Here is a 24,008-nt window from a genome sequence, read left to right on the forward strand (position 1 = left end):
ATGTGTCCGTCAATGTCGTCGGTGAGGCGGCCGGATGTCAAGCGGTGTCGCCCGGTGTGGTGGTTTCGAGACGGTTGCTAGCGCAACCTCCTCAACCACCGAGCGGCTCAGGCGCCGAGCGTCGCCTGGGGGCGGGACTGCCAGAGGGCCCAGTCGGCGGAGACGTCCCCGGCGGCGCGGAGCAGCAGCGGCAGGTGGTGGCCGGTGAGCGTCTCGACGCTGGTCTCGGCCGCGTGCACGGTCACGTTCATCGCCGCCCGCACCACTCCGGCGCCGTCGCGGACCGGTACGGCGACCGAGCGGACGCCCCGGGCCAGCTCCTCGTCGGCGAGCGCCCAGCCGCGGGCGCGGACCACGCGGAGCTCCTCGAGCAGGTCCTCGACGTCGCGCTCCGCGACGACGAGCCCCGAGCGGCTCGGCTCGGCCAGCGTGGCGCGCACGCCGTCGTCGTCGAGCCCGGCCAGCAGCACCTTGCCCTGCGAGGTGACCGGCGCCGGGAAGCGCGTGCCGACGTCCACGCGCAGCGCGATGATCTTCGGAACGGCGACGCGCGCGACGTACACGATGTCGGAGCCGTCCAGCTGCGCCATCGAGGACGACTCGTGGGTCTGGGAGACCAGTGACTCCAGGTGCGGCCGGGCGACGTCCCACAGGCCGAGCGACCCGACGTACGACATGCCCAGGCGCAGCACCCGCGGGGTGAGCTCGAAGCCGTCCGACGTGCCGCGGACGTAGCCGAGCTCCTCGAGCGTGAGCAGCAGCCGGCGCGCGGTCGGGCGGGCCAGGCCGGTGTCGGCGGCGACCTCGCTCAGGGACATCGACCCGCGGTGCGCCTCGAACGCGCAGAGCACGTCGAGCCCGCGGGCCAACGCCTCGACGAAGTCCGGGCCGGTGCCACGTCCTGCCATGAGTCCTCCTCCTGCCGGCCCGATCGTGCCACACCGGACACGTGACCGCACCAGGCCCGGAGAGAGTGGTTGAACCCTTGACAGTGACCGCGGTCACGCGGCACTGTTCGATCGCAGCCACGATACGGACGACAGTCCGCGAATGAAGGGAGGTGCGCGGTGGCGAAGCTCGTGGCGATCCTGGCGACGACCCATCACCCGTTCTTCTACAAGACCAGCCTGCTGCCGCCCGAGGAGGCGCCGCCGTTCGCGGCCGAGTGGGTGCGCAAGGTCGAGGCCTACCGCGCGACGCTGACCGCGGCCCGGCCGGACGTGCTGGTGATGGTGGGCTCGGACCACTTCCACCAGCTGTGGCTGGACAACATGCCGCAGTTCCTCGTCGGCAAGGCGCCGTTCTACGACGCGAACTACTACAACGAGGAGCGCGAGTTCGGGCTGCCGCGGCTGCTGCTCAAGGGCCACGAGGAGCTCTCGGCGTACATCCTGCGCGAGGGCATCGACCGCGAGTTCGACCTGGCGTTCAGCAACGAGCTGCGGGTCGACCACTCGATCACCTGCCCGATCATCACGGTGCGTCCGCAGAACGACCTGCCGGTGGTGCCGATCTACACCAACATCTTCGCGCCGCCGCTGCCGCGGCCCGAGCGCTTCGTCAAGCTGGGCAGGACGATCCGCGAGATCATCGACGCCTGGCCCAGCGACCTGCGGGTCGCGGTGATCGGCACCGGCCACCTCTCGCTCGAGCTCGGCGGCCCGCGCCAGTTCGGCCCGCACGGCCCCGACCCGGAGTTCGACGCCAAGGCCGTCGAGTGGATCGCGAACGGCGACATCGACGGCTGCCTGTCGAACGTGACGCTGGACAGCCTGCACGCCCCGGGCAACGCGACCCACGGCTTCATGGACTTCATGCTGATGATGGGCATCGCCGGGCACCGCAAGGCCGACTACGCGGACAACCTCGACCTGTTCCACACCATGGAGGCCTACTTCACCTGGTACCCCGAGGGGGATCCGAGATGAGCAAGTACCTCGTCGACAAGTTCCTCTTCACGGTCGACCGCGACCCCGAGCTCGTCGAGCGCTACCGCGAGGACCCGGCCGGCACCGTGGAGTGGTGGGAGAACGAGAAGGCCAACTCTCTCCTGAACTGCCATGCCGGAGAGGCCTCGACCTGGCTGTCGTTCACCGACGAGGAGCGCCGGGCGCTGGCCGAGCACGACCACGTCGCGCTGTTCGAGCTCGGCGCCCACCCGTTCCTCACCCTCACGCTCTGGATCGCGATGTTCGAACGCGACCACGACGAGCCGTTGGGCATGCAGCTCGACTACGCCCGCCGGCTCCAGCACTTCTCCCTGCCCTACCCCGACATCACCACCTGAGGACGCGCCATGAACCCCGACGAGATCTCGCAGGCCAACGACGGGCGCCCGGTGGTCTTCCGTGGCGCCACCGTGCTCACCATGGACCCCGCCATCGGCGAGGCCGGGATCGTCCGCGACGGCGACGTGCTCGTGCAGGGCGACGCGGTCGTCGCGGTCGGCCAGCGCCTCGACGTGCCCGAGGGGACCCTTGAGGTCGACGCGTCCGGCGGCATCCTGATGCCGGGCATGATCGACACTCACCGGCACATGTGGCAGACCGCGCTGCGCGGGTACGGCGCGGACTGGACGCTCTCGCAGTACTTCGTCTTCTACTACCTCACGCACGGGCCGATGTTCCGGCCGCAGGACATCCGCGCGGGCAACCTGCTCTCCGCGCTCGAGGCCGTCGACGCCGGCGTCACCACCACCCTCGACTGGTCGCACGGACTGCAGACCGTCGAGCACGGCGAGGCCGCCCTCGACGCGCTGCGGACCTCGCCGGGCCGCTTCGTGCTGGCGTACGGCAACCTGCTCGGCGCGCCCTGGGAGTGGACCAACAGCGCGGAGTTCCGCGCGTACGTCGACCGGTTCCCGCGCTCCGACCGGCTCGGCCTGCAGCTGGCGTTCGACGTCACCGCGGACCCGGCGTTCCCCGAGAAGGGCGCGTTCGAGGCGGCCCGCGAGCTCGGGCTCCGCGTCACCACCCACGCCGGCGTGTGGGGCGCCACCAACGACGACAGCATCAAGCTGATGTCCGACCACGGGTTCATGGGGCCCGAGGTCACCTACGTGCACGCCGCGAGTCTCTCGACCGACAGCTACCAGCGGATCGCCGCGTCCGGCGGCACCGTGTCGGTCTCGACCGAGAGCGAGCAGAGCGCCGGCCAGGGCTATCCCCCCACCTGGAACCTGCGCAAGCACGGCATCGGTGTCTCGCTGTCGATGGACACCAGCGTGTGGTGGAGCGCCGACCTGTTCTCCGCGATGCGCGCGACGCTGTCGGCCGACCGGTCGCGTGAGCACCTGGCCGCGCACGCCGAGCAGGAGACCGTGGTCACCAACGCGCTGCGCGCCGAGGAGGTCGTCCGGTGGGCGACCGTCGGCGGGGCCCAGGCCCTCGGCCTCGACCACCTCGTCGGCACGCTCACCCCCGGCAAGCGCGCCGACCTGGTGCTGATCAAGAACGACGCCTCGCCGGCGCTCTACCCGGTGCTGCACCCCTACGGCACCGTCGTCTACCAGGCCGGGCGCGGCGACGTGCACACCGTGCTCGTCGACGGCCGGGTCGTGAAGCACGAGGGCCGGCTGGTCGCCGGCGACCTCGATGCGGCCAAGGCTGCGGTCGGGGAGACCGTGGAGTTCGCCCGCTCGACGATGGGCGAGCAGGCCTGGGACGAGGGCATGCACCCCGAGCTGCCCGTCACCGAGCGGATCCCGAACCCCTACACCTACACGGACTTCACCGGCAGCGCCGACCGGCACCAGCCGCAGCAGGCACCGGCCGAGCGCGCCTAGGCAGGCAGCCCGTCCGGCACCCGCGTCGTCTCGTCGGTGCGGGCGCCGGCGAGCTGCGGGCCGGTGAGGAACAGCGCCTCGGTCAGGTCGGCGCCGCGCAGGTCGGCGCCGCGCAGGTCCGCGCCCAGCAGGTCGGTGCGGTGCAGTACGACGCTACGCAGGTCGGCACCGATCAGCAGTGCGCCCCGCAGGCAGGCCGAGCGGAGGTCGCGCTCGCGCAGGTCCTGCCCGGCGAGATCGGCGTGGGTGAGGTCGGGCCCGGCCGGTTCGCGCAGCCGCCGGCTCGCCCGGGCGAGCACGTCCCCGCACTCCTCCTGCAGCTCGTCGAGGTCGGCGGTGAGGATCTCGACCGGCGTGCCGTCGCGCATGGTCATCAGCCGCTCGCCGAGGTCGTCCGCCGCCGGGTTGGGCGAGCGCACCGCGACCTCGGCGAGGTGCAGCAGCATCTCCTGCACCAGCCGCAGGACGGAGAGCACCGCCCCCATCTCGCCGAGGTCCTCCTGGTGCCGCCAGGACGCGCCGCCGTACGTCACCTCGGTCATGTGCTGGCCGGCCCCGAAGCAGTCGAAGACGACGCACCCGGGCCAGCCGCGCTCGCGCAGGTCGGTGTGGATGCCGCAGCGATCGTCCTCGCGGAGGTGGTGGCAGGCCACGCCGCCGGGCTTGTCGGCCCCGAAGCCGCCGTCGCGCCGGTAGGGCAGCAGCACGCAGCACAGCGCGTGGCAGCGCGAGCAGTCGGCGGCCAGGTCCGAGGAAGTCAGCTCGGTGAGCTGGAGGCGGGGTCCGGGCATGCCTCATCCTCCCTGACCTGCGAGAATTTCACAGACTTGAGTGGAACAGACTCAACTTTCGGCGCGTTGGACCAGGTGGCAGGCGCGGAGGGGCGCCCGTCGTAGCGAGTCATCGAGATCGGGCACGAGGAGAATGCACCCATGAGTCAGTTCGGGGCCGACAAGTTCACCACCCGCAGCCGCGAGGCCATCGAGGCCGCCCAGCTGTCGGCGACGACGGCGGGCAACACCAACACCGAGCCGATCCACCTGCTGGTGGCACTGCTCCTGCAGACCGACGGCACCGCGGCCAACCTCGTCGCCAAGGCCGGCGTCGACGTGCCCGAGCTGGTCCGAGCCGCGGCCGCGGAGCGCGACAAGCTGCCGAAGGCCGCCGGCGCGACCGTGCAGCAACCCAGTGCCTCGCCCGCGCTCACCCGCGTGCTCGCGGGCGCCCTGGACCTCGCGTCCGGCATGAAGGACGACTACGTCGCCAGCGAGCACCTGCTGATCTCGCTGGCCACCGTCGAGAGCAGCGCGAAGGCCGTGCTCGCCGGCGCCGGGCTGAGCGCCGACGGGCTGCGCGAGTCGCTGACAGCGGTGCGCGGCAACCGCCGGGTCACCAGCCAGGACGCGGAGTCGACGTACGAAGCGCTCGACAAGTACTCCCTCGACCTCACCCAGGCCGCCCAGGAGGGCCGGCTCGACCCGGTGATCGGGCGCGACGCCGAGATCCGCCGGGTCGTGCAGGTGCTGTCGCGGCGCACCAAGAACAACCCGGTGCTGATCGGCGAGCCCGGCGTCGGCAAGACCGCCGTCGTCGAGGGCCTCGCCCAGCGTGTCGTCGCCGGCGACGTGCCCGACTCGCTCAAGGGCCGGCGCGTGCTCAGCCTCGACCTGGCCGGCATGGTCGCCGGCGCGAAGTACCGCGGCGAGTTCGAGGAGCGGCTCAAGGCCGTGCTCGAGGAGATCAAGGACGCCGGCGGGCAGATCATCACGTTCATCGACGAGCTGCACACGGTCGTCGGCGCGGGCGCCGGCGGCGACTCCGCGATGGACGCCGGCAACATGCTCAAGCCGATGCTCGCGCGCGGCGAGCTGCACATGATCGGCGCCACCACGCTCGACGAGTACCGCGAGCGGATCGAGAAGGACCCGGCCCTGGAGCGCCGCTTCCAGCAGGTGTACGTCGGGGAGCCCAGCGTCGAGGACACCATCCAGATCCTGCGCGGCATCCAGGAGAAGTACGAGGCCCACCACGGCGTCCGGATCACCGACGCCGCCCTGGTCGCGGCCGCGACCCTCTCCGACCGCTACATCAGCGGGCGGCAGCTGCCCGACAAGGCCATCGACCTGATCGACGAGGCCGCCTCGCGGCTGCGGATGGAGATCGAGTCCTCGCCCGAGGAGATCGACCAGCTCCGCCGGTCGGTGGAGCGGCTGAAGATGGAGGAGTTCGCGCTCGCCAAGGAGTCCGACGACGCGTCCAAGGAGCGGCTGGACAACCTGCGCCGCGACCTCGCCGACCGCGAGGAGGAGCTGCGCGCCCTCGAGGCCCGCTGGGAGCGGGAGAAGTCCACGCTCGAGGGCGAGGGCGAGCTGCGCCGCCAGCTCGACCAGCTGCGCATGGAGGCCGACCGGCTGCAGCGCGAGGGCGACCTCGGCAAGGCCAGCGAGCTCCTCTACGGCCGCATCCCCGAGCTGGAGCGGCAGATCGAGGCGGCCGGCGCCGCGGAGCGCTCCGACATCGAGCCCCTGGTGGGCGAGGAGGTCGGGCCCGAGCAGATCGCCGAGGTCGTCGAGGCCTGGACGGGCATCCCGACCGGCCGGATGCTCGAGGGCGAGACCGCCAAGCTGCTGCACATGGAGGAGGTCATCGGCGAGCGGCTGATCGGCCAGCGGGCCGCGGTCAACGCCGTCAGCGACGCCGTACGCCGCTCGCGCGCCGGCATCAGCGACCCCAACCGGCCCACCGGCTCGTTCCTGTTCCTCGGCCCCACCGGCACCGGCAAGACCGAGCTGGCCAAGTCGCTCGCGGACTTCCTGTTCGACGACGAGCGCGCGATCGTCCGCATCGACATGAGCGAGTACGGCGAGAAGCACTCGGTCGCGCGCCTGGTCGGCGCACCTCCCGGCTACGTCGGGTACGACGAGGGCGGCCAGCTCACCGAGGCGGTCCGCCGCCGGCCCTACTCGGTCGTCCTCCTCGACGAGGTCGAGAAGGCCCACCCGGAGGTCTTCGACATCCTGCTGCAGGTGCTCGACGACGGCCGGCTCACCGACGGCCAGGGCCGCACGGTCGACTTCCGCAACACGATCCTGGTGCTCACCAGCAACCTGGGCTCGGGCTACCTGGTCGACCCGACGCTGGACGCGGAGAAGAAGCACGACTCGGTGATGGCCGTCGTCCGCTCGTCGTTCAAGCCGGAGTTCCTCAACCGGCTCGACGAGATCGTGGTCTTCGACGCGCTCACGATGGAGGACCTGACCCGGATCGTCGACCTGCAGCTGGCGCTGCTCGAGAAGCGGCTCGCGGTGCGCCGCGTCGCGATCTCGGTGACCGACGAGGCCCGCACCTGGCTCACCGACGTCGGGTACGACCCGGCGTACGGCGCGCGCCCGCTGCGCCGGCTGATCCAGAGCGCGATCGGCGACCCGCTCGCGCGGATGCTGATCGCCGGGGAGGTCCTCGACGGCGCCGCGGTCACGGTCGACCGGGCGCCCGGTGGCGACGGCCTCGTCCTGGCGTCCGGATGACCCCGGGTCGCGTGATCCAATGAGCGATGTGAAGCAGCCGACTCCCGCCCGCCCGCGCCAGGTGACCCTGGCGGCGTGGCTGATCATGGTCGGCTCGGTGATCGTCGTCGCGATGGTGTTCGACCGCGTCGGCGCCCTGCACACCCTCGAGACCCGCAAGTCGGTGGAGAAGTTCCTCGCCGAGCCGCCCGGCTCCGACCTCGGGGTCGGCGTCGACGGCGTCCTCACACTGCTGCGCGTCGTCTCGATGGTGGCGGCCGGCTGCGCCACGGCGGCCGCGATCCTCGGCTACCAGGTGCTGCGGCGCAGCCGCAGCGCCCGGCTGGCGCTCACGGTGGTCGCGGTCCCGCTGTTCCTCACCGGCATGGTCACCGGGGGCTTCGTCTCCTCGGTGGTCGCGGCGGCCGCGCTGATGCTGTGGCTGCAGCCGTCCCGCGACTGGTTCCAGGACGCCGGCACGACGGCCGCTCCGCGCATCGGGGCCCTGGCGCCGCGGACGAGCGCCCCGGTCGACGCGCCCACGCCGGCGGCCTGGGTCGCGCCTCCGGCCGCACCGCCGGGACCGTCGACCGCCGTACCGCCCACGTCCAGGGCCGGGGCCGCGGCCGCGCGGCCGCCGGCCGTGCTGACCGCGAGCGTCCTCACCTGGGTCTGCAGCGGCCTGGCCGCGATCGGGCTCGTGCTGACGGCGGTGGTGCTCGCCCTCGACCCGGACATGCTCCTCGACGAGGCGCACAAGCAGCGGCCCGACCTGGCCGAGCAGGGCGTCTCCGACGACATGCTCCTCGCGGTCTCGTTCGTGATGATCGGCGCGCTCGTCGTGTGGTGCATCGCGGCCGCCGTCCTGGCCGTGCTGGTCCTGCGGCGCATCGACTGGGCCCGGATCGTCCTGGTCGTGTCCGCCGCCGTCGCCGCGCTGGTGAGCCTCGCCGGGCTGGTCATGGGTGGTGTGCCGCTGATCCTCATGCTGGTGGCCGCGGTCGGCACCGTGGTGCTGCTGGTCCGCCCGGACGTCAGCGCCTGGTTCCGGGGCGGTACTCCCTGACGAACGGGCCCCTTGGGATCGCTCCCACGGGGCCCTTTCGTCAGGGACTACCGCAAAACGGGCTACGCCGAGAGATCCGCCCCGGAGAGCCGGCGCAGGCCCTCCTCGATGACCTCGCGCTCCTTGCAGAACGCCCAGCGGACCAGCTGGCGTCCGGCGTCGGAGTCGTAGAAGACCTGGGTCGGGATCGCGACCACACCGGCGCGCTCGGGCAGGGCGAGGCAGAACGACCGGCCGTCGGGCCAGCCGAGCGCGGAGATGTCGGTGGTGGCGAAGTAGGTGCCCTCCGGCACGCGTACGTCGAGGCCGACGGCGGCGAGCCCCGCGCACAGCAGGTCGCGCCGCTCCCGCAGGCCGGCGGCCAGCCGGGCCGGGTGGTCCGGCTCCTCGTCCAGCGCGTACGCGACCGCCGGCTGCAGCGGCGACCCCGAGGTGAACGTCAGCCACTGCTTGGCGGCGAGCACCGCGCCGACCAGCTCGGCCGGGCCGGTCGCCCAGCCGACCTTCCAGCCGGTGAACGAGTAGGACTTGCCCGCACTCGACAGCGAGAGCGTGCGCTCGAACATGCCGGGCAGTGTGGCCAGCGGGACGTGCTCGCGCCCGTCGTACACGAGGTGCTCGTAGACCTCGTCGGTGATCACCACGAGGTCGTGCTCGATCGCGACGTCCGCGACCGCCTGCAGCTCGGCGCGGGTGAGCACGGTGCCGGTCGGGTTGTGTGGGGAGTTGAGCAGCACGAAACGGGTGCGCGGCGTGACCGCGGCCCGCAGCTCGTCGGGGTCGAGCCGGAAGCTCGGTGCGCGCAGCGTGACCGGACGGCGTACGCCGCCCGCCATCTGGATCATCGCCGTGTAGGAGTCGTAGTAGGGCTCGAGCACGACCACCTCGTCGCCTGGGTCGACCAGGCCGAGCAGGGCGGCGGCGATCCCCTCGGTGCAGCCCGTGGTGACCACCACCTGGCGGTCCGGGTCGAGCTCGAGGCCGTAGTGGCGCAGCTGGTGGCGGGCGACGGCCTCGCGCAGCGCGGGGATGCCGATGCCCGGTGCGTACTGGTTCTGGCCGGACTCGAGCGCGTGCACCGCCCGCGCGATCACCTCGGGAGGCCCGTCGACGTCCGGGAAGCCCTGGCCGAGGTTCACCGACTGGATGCGGACGGCGAGCGCCGACATCTCCGAGAAGATCGTCGGGGGGATGCCCTCGAGGCGGTGAGCGAGCATGCGGTCGACCCTAGCGAGGGGTGCGGCGAGCGGCCTGGCACGCCGCTCCGCGCTGCGCCGCTGCGCGGCCCGGCTACGCTGCCGCCGTGACCCAGGACGAGACCCTCGCCGCCGACATCGACGCGGTCTGCCGCCTGACCGGGCAGTTCACGCTCCGGTCCGGCCAGCAGGCGACCGAGTACTTCGACAAGTACCTGTTCGAGGCGCAGCCGCAGCTGCTGCTCCGGGTCGCCCGCGAGATGGTCGGGCTGCTTCCGCCGGACACCGATCTGCTCGGCGGTCTCGAGCTCGGCGGCGTGCCGATCGCGACGATGCTCAGCAGCCTCACCGGCCGGCCTGCGCTGTTCGTGCGCAAGAAGGCCAAGGAGTACGGCACCTGCAAGCTGGCCGAGGGTCCGGACGTGGCCGGCCGGCGGATCACGCTGATCGAGGACGTCATCACCACCGGCGGCGCGGTCCGCGACGCGACCCGCGCGCTGCGCGAGGCCGGCGCGGACGTCGAGGTGGTGGTCTGCGCGATCGACCGCAGCCCCGCTGGGGAGAGCCCGCTCGCCGACGTCGGGCTCGAGGTGCGGCCGGTGCTCACCAAGGCCGAGCTGGACGCCGCGAGAGGCTAGTCGCGGCTGGGGGCCTCGACGCCTGCGACGTCGAGGTCGGGCACGCCGTCGCCGTCGTTGTCCTGGGCGCGGCGGCTCGACGTACGCCGATGCCGCCACCACTCGAAGACGATGGGGAGCACGGTGAACGCGAGGATGGCCAGCAGCGCCTTGTCGATGTTCTCGCCGAGGCTGGGGAACGCCTGACCCAGGGTGAAGCCCAACAGCAGGATGCTCAGCACCCACAGCACCGCCCCGACCGCGCTCCACAAGAAGAAGCGCCGCCGCCCCATCCGGGTCACGCCGGCCACGACGGTGATGAACGTGCGCACGAACGGCACGAATCGGCCGATCACCAGCGCCTTGTTGCCGTGCCGGTCGAAGAACACCTCGGTCTGGTCGAAGTACTTCTTCTTCAGCAGCCGGCCCTCGCGGTGGTAGAGCGGGGGGCCGATCGCCCGCCCGATCTCGTAGCCCACGACGTTGCCGAGGAAGGCCGCGCCCGTGAGCAGCACTGCGGCGACCACCAGCTCGACGACCGGTCCGCCGGGGAAGATGTCGATCCGCTCCGCGTTGAGGAACAGCCCCAGCGCGAACAGCAGGGTGTCACCGGGTAGGAAAGGGAAGAAGAGCCCGCACTCCACGAAGACGATCAGCAGGCTGATCCAGTAGAACTCCGCACCGAACTGGGCCAGGAGCCAGTTCGGATCCATCCAGTCCATGCCGAGCAGCATCGTCTGCCCAGGGAGGACGCTCATCACCTGGCAAACGGTACCTGCCGGGTCCTGACGCCGTGCGTGTATCGCCGAGCGTTCGCCTTACCGTTACCGACGTGGAGGAGAGAGCGCCGTACGACCCGATGCCGCACGGGGCCCCGGAGGTCGGGGTGGGACCGTGGCCCGGGGAGTGGCCGACCGGCCCGGAGTACGACCCCGACCTGCTCGCCGGCGGCGACCGCCGCAACGTCGTCGACCGCTACCGGTACTGGACCGTCGAGGCGATCGTCGCCGACCTCGACACCCGGCGGCACGGGTTCCACGTCGCCATCGAGAACTGGCAGCACGACTTCAACATCGGGACGATCGTGCGGACCGCGAACGCGTTCCTGGCCGCCGAGGTGCACATCGTCGGCAACCGGCGGTGGAACCGCCGCGGCGCGATGGTGACCGATCGCTACCAGCACGTCCGGCACCACCCGACGGTGGCCGACCTGGCGGCGTACCTCGGCGACCACCCCGACGGCCCGGTCGCGCTGCACGGCATCGACAACCTGCCGGGGTCGCGGCACCTGGAGACGGCCACCGTGCCGAGGCGGGTGTGCTTCCTGTTCGGGCAGGAGGGCCCCGGGCTGTCCGAGGGCGCTCGGGAGGCCTGCGACGGGACGTTCTCGATCGCGCAGTTCGGCTCGACCCGCTCGATCAACGCCTCGGCCGCCGCCGCGATCGCGATGCACGCGTGGGTGCGGCAGTACGCCGACCTCGGCGGCGACACCGCCTGGCGCGGTTAGTGCCGGTCGCCGGCGAGGGCGGTCCGCAAGGCATCGAGGCCACGTGAGGAGTGGCTCTTCACGGTGCCCTCGCCGATCTTCAGCTCGTGGGCGGTCTCGGCGACCGACAGCCCGAGCCAGTGCCTCAGCACCGCCGCCTTGCGCTGCATCGTCGGCAGCGCCTGGAGTGCGTCGAACAGCGCCGACCGCTCCTCGACCGGCAGCGCCTCGCGAGCGGGACGGTCGACGGCCGGGAGGCCGGGCGACTCCCGCCGCCACGGCCGGCGGTGCTCGTCGATGTCGGCGCGCACGATGATCGTCCGCACGTACGCCTCCTCGCGTCCGTCGCGGTGCACCCGCGGCCACGCGACGTACAGCTTCACCAGCGCCGTCTGGACCAGGTCGTCGGCCTGGTGCCAGTCGCCGCAGATCGCGTACGCGACGCGGCGCAGGTGGAGACGCCGCGCCCGGACGAAGTCCGAGAACGCCCGATCGCGCTCGGTCGACCTCACAGCAGGCCACCGCCGCCCTCGGCGTAGCGCTCGCGAGCCAGCTCGAGGAAGTCGTCCAGCGTCGCGCCGCCCCGAGAGGCCTTGACCGCGATGTACTGCGGCGTGCGTTCGCCCGCGTTGCTGCGGGCCAGCACGTAGTAGCGCGTGCCGTCGAGTTCGACCTCCGCGACCGCGCTGCGGTCACCGGCGCCGGCCCAGCTCCTGGGCAGGTCGGGATGCTCGCGCTGACGCAGCAGGGTGGCCCCCGGGACGGGCTCGAGCCGCTCGGTGCCCTCGACGAAGCGGACCAGCTCGACGTCGGTCAGCCCGGGCCAGCCGCCCTCCGGCGTCGTCCCCTCGCTGGTCGAGTCGCCGCCACGCACGCCGTCGCCCTGGGCGGCCACCCAGGCGTCGAAGCCGAGGCCGCGGGAGTACTTGGCCGCGATGCTCGCGGACGAGGCGCCTCCGTCGGCCCCGACGTACCCGACCCACCAGGTGAGGGGGGCGCCCGGCGCCGTGTAGGCGACGGCGACCGACCAGTCGCCGTCGTCGCGGACGTTCCAGGGGTCGTCTCGAAGCTCCTCGATGCCCACACCGAGAGCGACGTGCAGCCCGTCGACCTGGGCGTCGACCGGCGTGTCCGCCGGCAGGTGCGGGTCGCGCACGACCGGTGCGCCCGGCGCGCGACCGTCGCCGTCACTGGTCGGCGCAGGAGGGAAGGTCGGGGCCGGGTCCTTGCTCTCCGTGGTGCTGGTGGGCGGCCCGGCCGGCATCGGTTCGGCATTCGGGCCGTCGCCGCCGGCGAGCAGACCGGCGCCGGTGACGGCCACGAGCGCGACCGCCATCACCGCGACCGACTCTGCCAGCCGACGCCGCCGGAGCGCCCCGTGCGCTCGACGCAGCAGGTCGTCGTCGAGAGGCAGCGGCGGCCCGTCGCCGAAGGAGTGCTCGATCTCGTCGCGGATGTCGGTGTCCATGCGATGGATACGCAGCTCGGCCGTGATCGGTTGTCAGCGCGACCGGAGGACTTCGACGACCAACGCGACAGCGGCCTCGGGTCCGTCGACGACGGTGCCGGCGTCCTCGGGCAGGTCCCAGGGGTCGATGAGCGCCAGAGGTACGCCGGTACGCCGGGCGATCGCGATCTCGCTCAGCGTGCCCCAGCTGCACCCGACGGCGACGACCGCGTCGGCCGCGCGCACCAGCAGGGCGTTGCGCAGCTCGCCGAGTCCGGTCGGCAGCAGGTAGGTGTGGTCGGCCGAGCCCTCGGCCCGGTCGAACCCCGGCATCAGCCCGATCGACGTCCCGCCGCCGGCCCGGGCGCCCCGGGCGGCCGCGCCCATCACGCCGTGGTGGCCGCCGGTGAGCAACACCGCGCCGGCCTGGGCCAGCAGCCGGCCGACCTCCTCGGCGTGCTCGAGGTCGGCGGGTCGGGCGCCGTCGGCGGGGCCGACGACGGCGACGTACCGACCGGTGAGGGGCATGCCGTCGAGGCTACGTGACACACCGGTCACGCAACGGCGAGCCGATCGGTTGTCCGGCCGTCGCCGGGACCTGAGGGACCGCCCGGCCCGGGATCCCGGGCCAGAGGTCCCTAGGGGGCCCTCCGGGCAGGCACTAGGGTCGAAGACGATCTGTTCAAGTCGTTCGCACGAGGAGCCCGCATGCCCATCGCCACCCCCGAGAAGTACGCCGAGATGCTGGATGCGGCCAAGAAGAACGCGTTCGCGTTCCCGGCCATCAACGTCTCGTCGTCGCAGACCCTCAACGCGGCGCTCCAGGGCTTCGCGGACGCCGGGGCCGACGGCATCATCCAGGTGTCCACCGGCGGCGCGGAGTACTTCTCCGGCCCGACGATCAAGGACATGGTCACCGGCTCGGTCGCCTTCGCGGCGTACGCCGCCGAGGTCGCCAAGAGCTACCCGGTCAACGTCGCCCTGCACACCGACCACTGCCCCAAGGGCAAGCTGGACGGCTTCGTGCGGCCGCTGCTCGCGATCTCCGCCGAGCGCGTCGCGCGCGGCGAGGCCCCGCTGTTCCAGTCGCACATGTGGGACGGCTCGGCCGTGCCGCTCGAGGAGAACCTCGAGATCGCGCAGGACCTGCTGGCCCGCGCCGCCGCCGCGCACATCATCCTCGAGGTCGAGATCGGCGTCGTCGGTGGCGAGGAGGACGGCGTCGTCGGCGAGATCAACGACAAGCTCTACACGACCCCCGCGGACGCGCTGGCCACCATCGCCGCGCTCGGCTCCGGTGAGAACGGCCGCTACATGACCGCGCTGACCTTCGGCAACGTGCACGGCGTCTACAAGCCGGGCAACGTCAAGCTCCGCCCCGAGATCCTCAAGTCGGCCCAGGAGGCCGTCGCCGAGAAGCTCGGCCTGCCGGCCGGCTCCAAGCCGTTCGACCTGGTCTTCCACGGTGGCTCCGGCTCGACCGCCGAGGAGATCGGTGCGGCCGTCGACTACGGCGTGGTGAAGATGAACGTCGACACCGACACCCAGTACGCCTTCACCCGCCCGGTGGCCGCGCACATGTTCCAGAACTACGACGGCGTCCTGAAGATCGACGGCGAGGTCGGCAACAAGAAGCAGTACGACCCGCGCGCCTGGGGCAAGGCCGCCGAGGCCGGGATGGCCGCCCGCGTCGTCGAGGCCTGCCAGAACCTGCGGTCCGCCGGCCAGACGATCGGCTGACCCGGCTCGACGCAGCACCACGCGGCAAGACGCCGTACGGACGGGACCCGGGGGGTGCGTCCGTACGGCGTCTTCTGCGGTCCGGTGTGGTCGGCTCAGTCGGTCGAGGCGGCGGGCGAGCCCGCGAAGCCGGCGTGGCCGGGTCGCTCGAAGAACAGCACCGCCACGAGCCCGAGGACCAGGACGGCCGGGGGCAGCAGCATCGAGGTGGCCATCGCCTGGCTGAAGTGGTCGGCCACCTGGGGTGGCAGCGTGACCGGGCCGCCGTCGCCGCCCTCGCCGGTGAACGCCGGCAGGCCCTCGGCCGCGAGCCGGGAGTCCATCAGCACCGCGATCGCGGCGGAGCCGAGCACCGCGCCCACCTGGCGGGTCGCGTTGTAGACGCCCGACCCGGCGCCGGCGAGCTGCATCGGCAGGTTGCGCGTCGCGGTGGCGCTGTTGGGGGCCCACACGCAGGCGTTGCCGATGCCGAGCAGGAGCATCGGCAGCACCAGCCACCAGATGTCGATCTCGGGGGTCATCAGCGCCGAGAGCCACACCAGCGAGCCGATGATGCAGGCGAACCCGAAGCTCGTGATCAGCCGCGGGTGCACCCGGTCGGTGAGCCGGCCGACGTTGCGGGCCAGCAGGATCGTCATCACCGCCATCGGCACCAGCAGCAGCGCCGACCGGGTCGGGCTGAGCCCGCGGACCACCTGGGCCCAGATCATGATCGGGATCGCCATCGCGGTGATCGCGAAGCCCATCGCCGAGATCGCGACGTTGGCCAGCGAGAAGTTGCGGTCGGCGAACAGCCGCAGCGGCACCAGCGGCTCGCGGGTGTTGCGGGCCTGCCACAGGACGAAGAGCCCCAGCACGATCAGGCCGACCGCGATCAGCGTCAGGATCACGCCGTTCCAGGAGTACTGGTGGCCCTCCTGGATGCCGAACACCAGCAGGAACATGCCCACGCCGCTGAGCGCGACCCCGAGCCAGTCGAAGCGGTGGGTGTGGGTCTCCAGCCGCGGCACGAGGCGTACGGCGAGCGCGAACCCGGCCAGCCCGACCGGGACGTTGATGAAGAAGATCCACTCCCAGCCCAGGCCGTCGACCAGCACGCCGCCGAGGATCGGGCCGACCAGCGTCGCCACCCCCGCGGTCGCCCCCCACAGCGCCATCGCGGCACCGCGCCGGTGGGCCGGGAAGATGCGGGTGATGATCGCCATCGTCTGCGGGGTCATCATCGACGCGCCGAAGCCCTGGACCACCCGGGCCGCGATCAGCATCTCGATGCTGCCGGTCAGGCCGCACCACAGCGAGGCGAGCGTGAACACCGTGAGACCGGTGAGGTAGAGCCGCTTGGGCCCGAACCGGTCGCCGAGCCGGCCGGTGATCAGCACCGGCACGGCGTAGGCCAGCAGGTAGGCGCTGGTCACCCACACGACGTTGTTCACGTCGGCGTGGAGGTCCTCGATGATCGCCGGCGTCGCGACCGAGACGATCGTGGTGTCGACCAGGATCATGAAGAAGCCGATGCACAGCGCGAACAGCGCCGGCCAGGGCTCCTTGCCGTCGGTCGCCGGCACGAGGTCGGGAGAGGTGGCGGGTTGGGTCACGGGGACACTCAACACCCCACCGTGGACAATCGACCATATGAATTCGTTGACGCCCGGTGCCGACCTGATGGCGGGCCCCCCGCCGACCCACCTCCCCGAGGACCCGGCGGCCGCCGAGCTCGTCGAGGACGCCGACGTCATGGAGGTGGTCCGCCGGCACCCCGAGTCGCCGATCGCCTGGGCGACGCTGGGCATGGTGCTGGCCAACCAGGCCGAGGACCTCGACGACATCGTGACCGTCTACGCCTACGCCCGGGTCGGCTACCACCGCAGTCTCGACCAGCTGCGCCGCAACGGCTGGAAGGGGCACGGCCCGGTCCCGTGGGAGCACGAGCCCAACCGCGGCTTCCTGCAGTCGCTCGCGCTGCTGGCGCTGGCGGCCCGCCAGATCGGCGAGACCGCCGAGTGGGAGCGGTGCGCCCAGTTCCTCAAGGACTCCAGCCCGACGGCGTACGACGAGCTCCTCGGCGACGAGTGACGCCGGGCTGAGGGCGGGCTGAGGCCGGGCTGAGGCCGGGCTGAGACGGGAGCCGGTCAGGCCCGGGCGATCCGCAGCAGCTCCGCGAGTGCGCCCGCGGGCCGGCGGCTGGGCAGCCAGACCGCCCGCAGCGAGCGGCCGAGGTCGAGACCGGCGACCGGGACCACCGCGAGCTGACCGGCCGCGACCTCGGCCGCGACGGCGAGGTCGCTGAGCACGGCCGGCGCCTCGCCCTGGGCGGCCGCCGCCTTCACCGCGGCGGTGCTCGCCAGCGCCAGCCGCGACGGCCCCAGCTCGAGCCCGGTGCGGGCGAGCGCGCGGACCAGGGTCTCCCGGGTGCCCGACCCCGCCTCGCGCAGGACCAGGTCGGCCGCGACCAGCTCCTCGGGCGCCAGCGGCGTCCGGCGCCGGGCCCACGGGTGGTCCGGGTCGACCACGACCACGAGCGTGTCGTGGGCCACCGTGGTCGAGGACAGTGATGCCGGCACCCGCGGCGACTCGACGAAGCCGAGGGCCACCTCGCCGCGCTCGACGCGGGCCAGGACGTCCACGGAGTTGCCGACCTCGAGGCTGAGGTGCAGGTCGGGGTGGGCCCGGCGGAACCGGGCCAGCCAGCGGGGCGCCAGGTACTCCGCGACGGTCAGGCTGGCGGCCACCGCCACGTGGGCGGCGCGCTGCTCGGCCAGGGAGCGGGCGCCGAGGGTCACCCGGTCGACCGCGGTGAGCGCCTCGCGTGCCCAGGCCTCGACCACCTCGCCCTCCGTGGTGAGCCGGGAGCCGCCCGGGGTGCGGACCAGCAGCGTGAGCCGCAGCTGTCGCTCGAGCCGGGTCAGGGACCGGCTCGCGTTCGGCTGGGCCATGCCGAGCTCGCGTGCCGCGGCGCCGAGCGACCCGCTCTCGGCCACGCGGACGAGGAGGTCGAGCGCGGTCAGGTCGGGTCGCGACGTCATGCCCGAATGATATGGCGAACCAGATGCCCATATCGATCACGCATGAGTGCAGGTGGGATCGACGGCTACCGCGGCACCAGCCGGGGCTCGACGCTGGAGTCATGGTCCCCGCCCGTCTGCCCGGTCTCGGGCTCGCCGTCCTCGGCGGCGCCGCGGCGCTCGCCGGCCACGCCGTCGTGCCGGCCCTGAGCCCGACCCTGGTCGCGATCGCCCTCGGCGTCGCGCTCGCGACCGCCGGCGGGGTCCGCGAGCCGGTGCGCCCGGGGCTGCGCGTCGCGTCCCGCCACGTGCTCCGGATCGGGGTGGCGCTGCTCGGCCTGCAGCTGGTGCTCCCCGAGATCGTCGCGCTCGGCTGGCCGGTGCTCGTCGTGATCGCGGGGGTGGTCGTGCTCGGCATCGCCGGGACGCTCGCGCTCGGGCGTCTGATCGGGGTCCGCGCCGAGACCGCCCTGCTCGTGGCCTGCGGCTTCTCGATCTGCGGCGCCGCCGCGGTGGCGGCCGTGGACGGCGTGCGCACGTCGAAGGACGAGGACGTCGCCACGGTGGTGTCCCTGGTCGTCGTGTTCGGCAGCGGCGCGATGCTCCTGCTGCCCGCCGTCGCCGCCCTCGCCGGGCTCGACCCGGTGGCGGCCGGGGCGTGGTCCGGGGCGTCGATCCACGAGGTGGGGCAGGTCGTCGTCGCCGGCGGGCTCGTCGGCGGCGGGGCGGTCCAGATCGCCGTGGCGGTGAAGCTCGGCCGGGTGCTGCTCCTCGCGCCGGTGCTGGCCGGGATCTCGCTGCGCGCCCGGGGCGCCACGGGGACCAGGCCGCCGCTGGTGCCGGGGTTCGTGGCCGTGTTCGTGGGCCTCGCGGCCGCGCGCACGTTCCTCCCGCTCCCCGGCGGGCTGCTCGACGCGGCGGCGTTCGTGCAGGCCGCCACCCTGGCCGCGGCGATGTTCGCGCTCGGGTGCGCGCTCGAGCCCGCGGTGCTGCGCCGGACCGGCCGGCCGCTCCTGCTGCTCGCCACGGCGGCGACCGCCCTGGTGGCGCTGCTCGGACTCCCGGCCGCGTTCGTCGCCGGCTGACGTCGGTAGCCTTGCCCGGTGACCGACGCCGCCGTACCCCCCACGCCCGAGGACGACCTGCCCGACCAGATGCGGGTGCGCCGGGCCAAGCGGGCCCGGCTGCTGGAGGAGGGCCGAGAGGCCTACCCGGTCGTGGTGCCGCGCACGCACACGCTCGCCCAGGTGCGCGAGACGTGGGGCCACCTCGAGGCCGGCGAGGAGACCCAGGACGAGGTCGCGGTCACCGGCCGCGTGGTGTTCATCCGCAACACCGGCAAGCTCTGCTTCGCCACCCTCCAGGAGGGCGTCGGCACCCGGCTCCAGGTGATGCTCAGCCTGGCCGAGGTCGGCGAGGAGTCGCTCGCGGACTGGAAGGCCACCGTCGACCTGGGCGACCACGTCGCCGTCGAGGGCCGGGTGATCTCCTCCAAGCGCGGCGAGCTCTCCGTGATGGCGTCCTCGTGGGCGATGGCGTCCAAGGCGCTGCGCCCGCTGCCGGTGCTGCACAAGGAGCTCTCCGAGGAGGCGCGGGTCCGGCAGCGGTACGCCGACCTCGTCGTGCGACAGGAGGCCCGCGACATGGTCCGCACCCGGGCCGCGGTCGTGCGCGCCGTACGCCGGACGCTCGAGGACCAGGGCTACCTCGAGATCGAGACGCCGGTGCTCCAGCTGATCCACGGCGGCGCCCGGGCGCGCCCGTTCCGCACGCACATGAACGCGTTCGACCAGGAGATGACGCTGCGGATCGCCCTGGAGCTGAACCTGAAGAAGGCCGTGGTCGGCGGCGTCGACCAGGTCTTCGAGATCGGCCGGATCTTCCGCAACGAGGGCTCGGACTCCACGCACAGCCCGGAGTTCACGATGCTCGAGGTCTACCAGGCCTACGGCGACCAGCACACGATGGCCGTGCTGATGAAGGACATGCTCCTGGCCGCCGCCGACGCCCTCGGCTCGCGCACCATCGAGACCCCGGCCGGCACCATCGACCTCGACACCGAGTGGCGCTGGCTGCCGGTGTACACCGGCGTCAGCGAGGCCGTCGGCCAGGAGATCACCCCGGACACCGACGTCGCGACGCTGCGCGCGCTGATGGACGAGCGCGAGCTCACCTACGACCCCGCGTGGGGCGCCGAGAAGCTGGTGCTCGAGCTGCTGAGCGAGATCGTCGAGCCGACGCTGATCCAGCCGACGTTCGTCTGCGACTACCCGCCCTCGGCCCAGCCGCTGGCCCGCCCGCACCGTGACGACCCGCGCCTGATCGAGGCCTGGGACCTGATCATCGGCGGCGTCGAGCGCGGCACGGCGTTCAGTGAGCTCGTCGACCCGGTGATCCAGCGCGAGGTGCTCACCGAGCAGTCCCGACAGGCCGCCGGGGGAGACGTCGAGGCGATGCAGCTCGACGAGGACTTCCTGCGGGCGCTGGAGTACGGCGCCCCGCCGATGGGCGGCCTGGGACTGGGCATCGACCGGCTGATCATGCTGTTCACCGGCGCCGGCATCCGCGAGACGATCCTGTTCCCGCACCTCAAGGCCGAAGCCGAGCGCTGATCTGGTCGGCGGGTGCCGGAACCCCACACGTGTGGCCCCGGCACCCCGCCTGCGCGTGCGCCGGTTCGACCGATCCCCCGATGTGGGTCGCCCGGGCCGTACGGCCGCGCCCCGAGATGGTCCGCGGCCGTCTGCGCTGTGCCCGATCCTCGCATTGACCTGTCCGTGCCAACCGGGGAGAAGGTGCCGCTGGCACTAAGATGCCACGATGGCGCGACCAGAGCCCACGACCGTCCTCGCCGCCCTCGGGTTCAGCCCCGCGGTCGAGCGGACCTACGAGCAGGTGCTGCGCCACTCGGGCCAGCGGGTGGCGTACGTGGCGGCGGCACTGCTGCGCTCGCCCGAGGAGCTGCTGTCCGAGCTCGACCCGCTCGTCGCCCGCGGGATGGTGCGCGTCACCGACGACCGGGTGCACGTGGAGTCGCCCGCCCAGGCGCTGGCGCGGCTCATCGTCGAGCTCAGCGAGGTGGCCTCCCACGCCCAGACCGAGCTGACGGCGCTGGCGAGCGCCGTACCCCTGCTGGTCGCACGGGCCGCGCGTCCGCCCGACAGCGAGCACCACGTCCTCCCCATCGACGGTGAGGTCAGCTCGGGGGGCGACCCGGGCGCGCTGATCGCGTCGCTGATCCGCAACAGCCTGGGCGACCTGTCGTGGCTGCGGCCCGAGCAGTGGCGGGCCCCCCGCGAGCGGGACATGCTGGAGGTGGTCCGCGAGCTGATCGCCTCCGGGCGTCGGTCCCGGGCCATCTACCCGGTGCGGGCCCTGCGGGAGGCGCCCGACATCGTCCGGGCGCGGGCCGCGGCCGGCGAACAGATCCGGGTGGTCCCCGAGGTGCCGACCCGGATGTTCGTCATCGGGACCTCCCACGCCGTCGTGCCCGACCCCCTCGGCTTCGTGGACGAGCCGCGCATCCTGGTGCGGCAGCAGGGCATCGTCGAGGCCCTCGGCCTGCTCTTCGAGATGATGTGGGAGCGGGCGTCCCCGGTCCCCGAGCTCGAGCAGCGCGAGGGGCGGCCCGACCTGCGCGCGTTCCTCCTGCGTCAGCTCGCCACCGGCGCCCAGGACGAGCAGATCGCCCGCCAGCTCGGCCTGAGCCTGCGCACCGTGCGACGCCGGGTCGCGGACCTGATGAGCGAGCTCGGCGCGGACTCCCGGTTCCAGGCCGGCGTCGAGGCGGTACGCCGCGGCTGGCTGTGAGCGCGCGGTTCCGCGTCATGTCCATCGGGTAGCCTCCCCAAGACGTTGACCGACCGCGATGCGAGACGGGGACCGCATGAAACTGGCCGGGCGAGTCCGGAAGCCTGATCCGAGGATGGTGGCGCTGAGCGTCGCCGGGGCGCTCGTCCTGGCCACGCTGGCGGCCTGCACCCCCGGCCCGGCGGCTCCCGTCGCCCTGACCACGGCGTCGAGCACCCTGTCGAGCGCCCAGGCGAGCACCCGCATCCCGGCCCCCGAACCGCACCCGCGCGCCGGCGCCGACTACACATTCGTCGCGGCCCCCGACTTCCTCAACCAGGACGTCGGCGACGTGACCTCCCGGCCGGGCTGGGACCCCGGCGAGCCCAACTCGTGGACGCAGCGGCTGCAGACGAGCATCGACGTGTTCCTCGACGAGATCAAGGCACAGCGACCCAGCTCCGTGCTGGTCACGGGAGACCTGGTGGAGGGCCACTGGTTCTCCGACATCGACCACACCGGCATCTTCGGCCCGTCCCGCACGCCCGCCCAGAAGAGCCACATGCTCCGCAATGCCGGCAACTTCTACGAGGACGTGTGGGCGCAGCGCTTCGCCGACCGGGACCTCGTCGTCCACGCCGCCGTGGGCGACCACGACATCGGGGACAACCCGTGGTCGGGCAGCAGCAGCAAGATGCGGTTCAAGCGCAGCCAGATCCCGGCCATGAAGCGGATCTTCGCCCACCACTTCACCGACCGCCCGAGCGGCGCGCACCGCTACCGCAGCCGGCCGCGCGGCACCCCGTGGGAGGGCACCGCCTACTCCGTCCACCTCTCACCCGACATCCTGCTGGTGACCCTGGACGTGTTCCACCAGACCCCCGACGGGATCCGCGTCGAGGTCGTCGGCGGCCAGCTCCGCTGGCTGGAGCACGTGCTGCGCGCGGCGAAGGAGCAGGGCACCAAGTGGATCATCGTGCAGGGGCACACGCCGATCGCGGAGCCGGTGCGCACCCGCAGCTCGAGCGGCCTGGAGCTGGAGCACGGGACGCGCTCGGAGGTGTGGCAGCTCTTCGCGAAGTACGGCGTCGACATGTACCTCTGCGGCGAGGTGCACGACACCACGTTCCGGCGGGCCGGTGGCGTCACCCAGGTCTCGACCGGGGGGCTGCTCTACAAGGGCGAGGCGACCTACATGACCGGCCGCGTCTACGGCCGGCGGATGGCCCTGGACGTCCGCGAGTTCGACTACACGCGAGGCCGGGGGCCCCAGCTCTGGCAGCTGGGCGCCTACCGCACCAAGGGCGTCAACGAGCTGCACCCGGGCAGCCACTCGGTCGGCACGCTGACGCTGACCAGCGACGGCCGGGTGCTGCGCGGGACGGGCAAGCTCGCGCCGTACCACCGCTGACCCGGTCAGGGCACCAGCAGCGAGTAGGCGCCGGGCTCGACCCGCCAGGTGCGGCGCCGCTCGGGGCCGTAGATCTCGCCGTCGGCGCTGCACCAGAACGGACCGCCGGACACCGAGACCGTGCTGCCCCGCAGGTAGGTGACGTCGTCGCGCTCGGGGTGCGTGCCGAGGCCGAGGCGGGCGGCGTACAGCAGCCGGGCCAGCGGCCCCACCGACCGGGAGACCATCACGTCGACCCGGCCGTCGCCCGGGTCGGCGTCGGGGGTGAGCTCGGCGCCGCCGCCGACCGACGAGCCGTTGCCGATCGCCGCCATCAGCACCGGGTGGTCCAGGTCGTTGACCACGACGCCGTCGACCTCGATCCGGACCCGGATGATCGGTGGGTTCCAGGCCGTCAGCGCCGCGCCGATGGGGTAGCCGAGCTTGCCGAGGTTGACGTCGCCGACGCCCACGGCGTGCAGCCGGTCCTTCCAGCGCTGGCCGCGGCGGCTGGCGTTGGCGCCCGCGCCGACGTGCACGCTGTTGACCACCACCTCGCCGACCTCGTCGACGACCAGGTCCATCCGCTTCGGCCGGTCGCGGAGCACGACCCGGGCCGCCTCCTCGATGTCGAGGGGGATGCCGGTCCCACGGGCGAAGTCGTTGCCGGTCCCGAGCGGGAGCAGCCCGAGGACCCGGCCGGCCAGCTCGTGGCGCCGGTGCAGCGCCGCGATCACCGCGTGCAGGCTCCCGTCGCCGCCCGCGACCACGATCCGGCGCGACCCGGCGCGATGCAGGACGCCGTCCAGCTCGCCCGGGTTGGCGGTGGCCGCCACCTCGACCGAGGCCTGCTCACGGAGCGCGGCGAGTGCGGCCGCCAGCGTCTCCTCGTCGGAGGTGCCGGCCTCACTGTTGGTGATCACGAGGAGGGGGTCCACCTCGCGGACACTATCCGAGGCCTCGAAGCCGCGGGTCCGGCTTTGGT

At 72.8% G+C, this 24,008-nt stretch carries 23 protein-coding genes; 13 read left to right on the forward strand and 10 right to left on the reverse strand.

The genetic code is table 11. The features are described from left to right. Positions 1-107: 107 nt before the first annotated feature. Positions 108-908 carry an IclR family transcriptional regulator domain-containing protein gene (locus QQZ14_RS14265; protein WP_284535001.1) on the reverse strand — a complete coding sequence of 267 codons (801 nt, stop codon included), beginning with the start codon at positions 906-908 and terminating at the stop codon, positions 108-110. 159 nt (positions 909-1,067) lie between these two features. Between QQZ14_RS14265 and QQZ14_RS14270 the strand changes: the two genes are divergently transcribed. The 3 genes from QQZ14_RS14270 to QQZ14_RS14280 are packed head-to-tail and all read left to right on the forward strand — an operon-like array spanning position 1,068 to position 3,784. Further along, positions 1,068-1,928, forward strand: a complete 861-nt coding sequence (locus QQZ14_RS14270) for a DODA-type extradiol aromatic ring-opening family dioxygenase (protein ID WP_284535002.1) — start codon at positions 1,068-1,070, stop codon at positions 1,926-1,928. Beyond that, entirely contained in the window at positions 1,925-2,287 is a 363-nt protein-coding gene (locus tag QQZ14_RS14275) for a hypothetical protein (protein ID WP_284535003.1), read from the forward strand. Before QQZ14_RS14270 ends, QQZ14_RS14275 begins: the two co-directional genes overlap by 4 nt. A 9-nt stretch (positions 2,288-2,296) precedes the next feature. Then, entirely contained in the window at positions 2,297-3,784 is a 1,488-nt protein-coding gene (locus QQZ14_RS14280; protein ID WP_284535004.1) for an amidohydrolase family protein, read from the forward strand. On the opposite strand, the gene QQZ14_RS14285 is transcribed toward QQZ14_RS14280, so the two are convergent. Next, positions 3,781-4,575, reverse strand: coding sequence for a pentapeptide repeat-containing protein (locus QQZ14_RS14285; RefSeq protein ID WP_284535005.1), 795 nt, complete (start codon positions 4,573-4,575; stop codon positions 3,781-3,783). The two genes, QQZ14_RS14280 and QQZ14_RS14285, sit on opposite strands and share 4 nt — an antisense overlap. A gap of 141 nt (positions 4,576-4,716) precedes the next feature. On the opposite strand from QQZ14_RS14285, the gene clpB reads away from it, so the two are divergent. Together clpB and QQZ14_RS14295 are read left to right on the forward strand one after the other, a co-directional pair. Further along, positions 4,717-7,311, forward strand: a complete 2,595-nt coding sequence (gene clpB / locus QQZ14_RS14290; RefSeq protein WP_284535006.1) for an ATP-dependent chaperone ClpB — start codon at positions 4,717-4,719, stop codon at positions 7,309-7,311. 19 nt (positions 7,312-7,330) lie between these two features. Beyond that, positions 7,331-8,356 (forward strand): hypothetical protein, encoded by a 1,026-nt coding sequence (locus QQZ14_RS14295; RefSeq protein WP_284535007.1) that lies wholly within the window; start codon positions 7,331-7,333, stop codon positions 8,354-8,356. Positions 8,357-8,418: 62 nt separating this feature from the next. On the opposite strand, the gene QQZ14_RS14300 is transcribed toward QQZ14_RS14295, so the two are convergent. Beyond that, positions 8,419-9,573: a pyridoxal phosphate-dependent aminotransferase gene (locus tag QQZ14_RS14300; RefSeq protein WP_284535008.1), complete on the reverse strand. Its 1,155-nt coding sequence runs from the start codon at positions 9,571-9,573 to the stop codon at positions 8,419-8,421. An 86-nt stretch (positions 9,574-9,659) separates the two neighbouring features. On the opposite strand from QQZ14_RS14300, the gene pyrE reads away from it, so the two are divergent. After that, complete coding sequence (gene pyrE / locus QQZ14_RS14305; protein ID WP_284535009.1) at positions 9,660-10,190, forward strand: orotate phosphoribosyltransferase; 531 nt, start codon at positions 9,660-9,662, stop codon at positions 10,188-10,190. On the opposite strand, the gene QQZ14_RS14310 is transcribed toward pyrE, so the two are convergent. Next, positions 10,187-10,927, reverse strand: coding sequence for a DedA family protein (locus QQZ14_RS14310; protein ID WP_284535010.1), 741 nt, complete (start codon positions 10,925-10,927; stop codon positions 10,187-10,189). The genes pyrE and QQZ14_RS14310 overlap by 4 nt on opposite strands. 101 nt (positions 10,928-11,028) lie before the next feature. On the opposite strand from QQZ14_RS14310, the gene QQZ14_RS14315 reads away from it, so the two are divergent. Then, on the forward strand, positions 11,029-11,676 hold the full coding sequence (locus QQZ14_RS14315; protein ID WP_284535145.1) for a TrmH family RNA methyltransferase: 648 nt from the start codon (positions 11,029-11,031) through the stop codon (positions 11,674-11,676). On the opposite strand, the gene QQZ14_RS14320 is transcribed toward QQZ14_RS14315, so the two are convergent. Genes QQZ14_RS14320 through QQZ14_RS14330 form a run of 3 tightly spaced genes read right to left on the reverse strand, consistent with a single transcriptional unit; the run spans position 11,673 to position 13,630 of the window. Then, positions 11,673-12,167, reverse strand: a complete 495-nt coding sequence (locus QQZ14_RS14320) for a SigE family RNA polymerase sigma factor (protein ID WP_284535011.1) — start codon at positions 12,165-12,167, stop codon at positions 11,673-11,675. The two genes, QQZ14_RS14315 and QQZ14_RS14320, sit on opposite strands and share 4 nt — an antisense overlap. After that, positions 12,164-13,123 carry a hypothetical protein gene (locus QQZ14_RS14325; protein ID WP_284535012.1) on the reverse strand — a complete coding sequence of 320 codons (960 nt, stop codon included), beginning with the start codon at positions 13,121-13,123 and terminating at the stop codon, positions 12,164-12,166. The genes QQZ14_RS14320 and QQZ14_RS14325 overlap by 4 nt, the downstream gene beginning before the upstream one ends. A 33-nt stretch (positions 13,124-13,156) precedes the next feature. Continuing rightward, positions 13,157-13,630, reverse strand: a complete 474-nt coding sequence (locus tag QQZ14_RS14330; RefSeq protein WP_284535013.1) for an SLOG cluster 4 domain-containing protein — start codon at positions 13,628-13,630, stop codon at positions 13,157-13,159. Between the two features lie 180 nt (positions 13,631-13,810). Between QQZ14_RS14330 and fbaA the strand changes: the two genes are divergently transcribed. After that, a complete protein-coding gene (gene fbaA, locus QQZ14_RS14335) occupies positions 13,811-14,842 on the forward strand; it encodes a class II fructose-bisphosphate aldolase (RefSeq protein ID WP_284535014.1) in 1,032 nt (343 codons plus the stop codon). 95 nt (positions 14,843-14,937) lie between these two features. Here fbaA and QQZ14_RS14340 read toward each other — a convergent pair whose 3' ends face one another. Further along, complete coding sequence (locus QQZ14_RS14340) at positions 14,938-16,437, reverse strand: DHA2 family efflux MFS transporter permease subunit (protein WP_284535015.1); 1,500 nt, start codon at positions 16,435-16,437, stop codon at positions 14,938-14,940. 37 nt (positions 16,438-16,474) lie between these two features. Here QQZ14_RS14340 and QQZ14_RS14345 point away from each other — a divergent pair, with 37 nt between their 5' ends. Next, a complete protein-coding gene (locus QQZ14_RS14345; protein ID WP_284535016.1) occupies positions 16,475-16,915 on the forward strand; it encodes a DUF3151 domain-containing protein in 441 nt (146 codons plus the stop codon). A 56-nt stretch (positions 16,916-16,971) separates the two neighbouring features. On the opposite strand, the gene QQZ14_RS14350 is transcribed toward QQZ14_RS14345, so the two are convergent. Beyond that, on the reverse strand, positions 16,972-17,865 hold the full coding sequence (locus QQZ14_RS14350; RefSeq protein ID WP_284535017.1) for a LysR substrate-binding domain-containing protein: 894 nt from the start codon (positions 17,863-17,865) through the stop codon (positions 16,972-16,974). A 101-nt stretch (positions 17,866-17,966) separates the two neighbouring features. On the opposite strand from QQZ14_RS14350, the gene QQZ14_RS14355 reads away from it, so the two are divergent. From QQZ14_RS14355 to QQZ14_RS14370, 4 genes are all read left to right on the forward strand, one after another. Continuing rightward, the gene (locus QQZ14_RS14355; protein WP_284535018.1) at positions 17,967-18,929 is read left to right on the forward strand and encodes a YeiH family protein; all 963 of its coding nucleotides are present in this window, start codon (positions 17,967-17,969) and stop codon (positions 18,927-18,929) included. 69 nt (positions 18,930-18,998) lie between these two features. Beyond that, the gene (gene lysS / locus QQZ14_RS14360) at positions 18,999-20,456 is read left to right on the forward strand and encodes a lysine--tRNA ligase (protein ID WP_284535146.1); all 1,458 of its coding nucleotides are present in this window, start codon (positions 18,999-19,001) and stop codon (positions 20,454-20,456) included. Between the two features lie 208 nt (positions 20,457-20,664). Beyond that, positions 20,665-21,654: a LuxR C-terminal-related transcriptional regulator gene (locus tag QQZ14_RS14365; protein WP_284535019.1), complete on the forward strand. Its 990-nt coding sequence runs from the start codon at positions 20,665-20,667 to the stop codon at positions 21,652-21,654. Between the two features lie 115 nt (positions 21,655-21,769). Next, a complete protein-coding gene (locus QQZ14_RS14370) occupies positions 21,770-23,044 on the forward strand; it encodes a metallophosphoesterase family protein (protein ID WP_284535020.1) in 1,275 nt (424 codons plus the stop codon). Positions 23,045-23,049: 5 nt separating this feature from the next. Here the strand turns inward: QQZ14_RS14370 and QQZ14_RS14375 are convergent, their stop codons facing one another. Beyond that, on the reverse strand, positions 23,050-23,961 hold the full coding sequence (locus QQZ14_RS14375; RefSeq protein WP_284535021.1) for a diacylglycerol/lipid kinase family protein: 912 nt from the start codon (positions 23,959-23,961) through the stop codon (positions 23,050-23,052). Positions 23,962-24,008 lie beyond the last annotated feature (47 nt).

Source organism: Nocardioides sp. T2.26MG-1, assembly GCF_950101795.1.
Taxonomy (GTDB): Bacteria; Actinomycetota; Actinomycetes; order Propionibacteriales; family Nocardioidaceae; genus Nocardioides.